The organism is Paenibacillus sp. 01T422 (assembly GCF_056398785.1).
Genome location: NZ_JBFTQB010000870.1, coordinates 1 through 2,737, shown reverse-complemented (window position 1 = coordinate 2,737; position 2,737 = coordinate 1). Strand labels below are relative to the sequence as shown.

At 42.2% G+C, this 2,737-nt stretch carries 4 protein-coding genes and 1 pseudogene; 1 reads left to right on the top strand and 4 read right to left on the bottom strand.

The features are described 5' to 3' along the window. Nucleotides 1-133 precede the first annotated feature (133 nt). The 4 genes and pseudogenes from AC1DUA_RS32700 to AC1DUA_RS32685 all read right to left on the bottom strand — a co-directional run bounded on the left by AC1DUA_RS32700 (nt 134) and on the right by AC1DUA_RS32685 (nt 1,383). Nucleotides 134-487 (bottom strand): hypothetical protein, encoded by a 354-nt coding sequence (locus AC1DUA_RS32700; RefSeq protein WP_477503701.1) that lies wholly within the window; start codon nt 485-487, stop codon nt 134-136. 134 nt (nt 488-621) lie between these two features. After that, nucleotides 622-1,077 (bottom strand): annotated as a pseudogene (locus AC1DUA_RS32695) (DNA methyltransferase); the annotation flags it as partial. Further along, nucleotides 1,053-1,193: a hypothetical protein gene (locus tag AC1DUA_RS32690; RefSeq protein WP_477503700.1), complete on the bottom strand. Its 141-nt coding sequence runs from the start codon at nt 1,191-1,193 to the stop codon at nt 1,053-1,055. The pseudogene AC1DUA_RS32695 and the gene AC1DUA_RS32690, both read right to left, overlap by 25 nt. Then, nucleotides 1,177-1,383 (bottom strand): ParB/RepB/Spo0J family partition protein, encoded by a 207-nt coding sequence (locus tag AC1DUA_RS32685; RefSeq protein WP_477503699.1) that lies wholly within the window; start codon nt 1,381-1,383, stop codon nt 1,177-1,179. The genes AC1DUA_RS32690 and AC1DUA_RS32685 overlap by 17 nt, the downstream gene beginning before the upstream one ends. 165 nt (nt 1,384-1,548) lie before the next feature. On the opposite strand from AC1DUA_RS32685, the gene AC1DUA_RS32680 reads away from it, so the two are divergent. Continuing rightward, a partial coding sequence (locus AC1DUA_RS32680; protein ID WP_477503698.1) for a hypothetical protein occupies nt 1,549-2,737 on the top strand: 1,189 nt, incomplete at its 3' end.

Genomic DNA, 2,737 nt, shown 5'->3' with positions numbered 1-2,737 from the left:
CAGACAAGTTCGGACTATGCGTTTAGGACAAAAATTATTTATTATTCGAATAAGTTTAATCAACACGTACATATTTCTAACAAAAAACGATGGCTATAAAAGCGCATCGTCGCAAGTTGTTCCACTTTCTTCTTTACATGCCGATAAACATGTTTCGGCTAAATGGACCCCAGTTTTCTCCCATGAAGCCTGTCATTCCTTCTAAATTAACAAAACAAGGGAGCACAGTATACATGACTCCACGCATAGCGTTAACCCTGAATGTAATGACAAAACTCATTCTCGAATTGTCTGTAGGTGTAATCATCGCCATATCAGGACGTATTGCATTGGATGCCGTTAAAGCTCCCTTCATACCCACGCCCGCGATACCCGCAGGACCCATATTGCTTCTAATCCAGTAATTTGAAACATTCGTTGCTGACGCTATATCACATCGTTGATCATACGTCATTAAAATTTGATTTGGGGCAGTTTGGCTGGCCATCACTAAAATTGGATGGGGCTGTCGGTCCTCCGTAACCGTTTGTAACCCCCAATATGGTTCACCAGAATATTCATATTGGGGCATGAAAGTGTTATTCATAAAACGTCCTCCATCTCAATGGATATAGTCAATTGTCACGGGTTAATGTATGTAAACCAAAGGCTGTTTGTGAAAAAAAGGTTGCCGATGACGAAAGTCGCACAATGCCAGGTTTCGCTTAAAAGAACCGGCTCAACCCCGGGATACTCATAGAATCTCTTCTTAATAACATCACACAATACTGGGGCCAATTCTAACGTCCTGCAAGTCCTATCCATCTGCTCACAAGTCATCAGCGTCGAGCCGCTGTCGCCAAAGAAGTCCAATACAATATCCCCACGCTGGCTGCTGTTCCCGATAGGGATCTGCAGAAGCTCCAACGGCTTCTGTGTGGGGTGAACATACTTTGTGACATCCCCCCGGGACACTTCCCAATGGACGACCGTGTTCGAATCCATAACTGAAGTGCAGCAAGAAAAAACAGAATCCAAAAAGCCCGCAAACTCTTCTGCGGGCATATCGTCATTCATAATTGTTCCTCTTCCATTTGAAAGCCGGTCTGAATGGATAGTTCTTGGATCGAATAATGAGCCGATAACTCCTCCAGGAGCGATGCTAGCAGTTCCACGTTGCTCCGGCCACGTAGATGGCTAAGACTGATCAACAACAAGCCCAACCTCCTTAGAAGTTCGCCAGCGCTTCTCGCCCTTAACGATAGTCATATCACTTCTGACAAGGATCGGCTGCAGCACACCGTGTTTCCGAATGCTTTCAACCAAAGCTCTAAAGATATGATCGTCCATTTCGTTTGGATTCCAGCCATTAGGATTTATATGTTCAATGGTGCTCTGTCTCAATAAATTGTTCTTTCCTTGATAAGTGGCAGCTGTAAGACGTAATTACAATTATCAAGCATTCAATATAATTTACATAAATACTCTCCTCTTCAAATTAGAGGGGATTACCATTTTGTGGAGAATATTACCCAAGGATATTCCCTTTTGTAATAAAGGAGGAAATTTATGAAATTCAATCAAGGTGTATCTAACCATACATCAGGAGCGCATTCATCTTATCAAAAACAACCTTCGTCTAACACGATGACACAACATTCATCATTCTATAGCAATGTCTTACAACTCCAAAAAAGCATAGGCAATCAGAGGGTTGGACGCATGCTCACTTCCCCGTCACCGGTGAAGTCGAAGGCTGAATCCATACAGTCAGCACCAAAAAATGTAGTTCAAGGGAAGTGGATTAAGCATCCGCTGAAACAAAATATGTATTTCGATGATCTCTATCTTCATCTTTATAATGCAGACACTAACGAGTATTACGAAAAGTATGGCGATGCCCCATTTAATCCATCAGAGGAAAACAGACAAAAGTTAATCCAGGCTATAAACAAACACCTTAGCACTTCAGATCCACTATCTAAGGTCATACATGGGCATGGATATAGTGAAAAGAGAAAAAAAGTAGAATCCCCTCAGTTCATTACCTTATACGGCCCTTTTGGATCAACTCTGACTAGAGCAGTTTCCAAATGGCTGCGCGAGAAGGGACCGCTCCCGCCAGGAAGTATAAGGGAGATTTCAAACGATGAATTCGATTCACTGAAAAAGAAATTTGGTGGAGTTTGTACTTCGTTTACGCAAGCCCTATGGGATACAGCCAGAGAATCTGAGTTTCCGAAGGTGGTGGAGCCTGGTGATTTAATTCCCGAGCTATCACTTGAACCAGACAATGATGAAGTGATTACACCTCAAGAAAACTTAGTTCAAGTGAAGTACTTCACTAAGATCAACCAAATAGCAGCAATGACCGACGATCGCGCTCATCTTCATTGGGCAGCCTGTCTTCAAGAGATGGGAAAAGATATCATGGGGACCGATATCACAATCATTTTACATCCAGAACTGTCTGATCAAGTGTACCCGCCAACACAAGAGGAAATAATGAATGAACAACGTTACCAACACCGATTAATGAATCCAATTAAGAAAGAATCTCCTACAACCATTAACAAAGCTTTTGTTTCTCAAGGTGCTTCCTCTACTGCACAGTTTCCGGAAACACTTCAGAACACTCTAAATACGGAGTTTGACAGCTCACAACAATTGGACGAACAAGTCAAGCGATTAGATGTACTAAGTGGTGAATATAATGTACCACGCAACGCTTTACTAAGATATTTAAACAGTCAAGGGA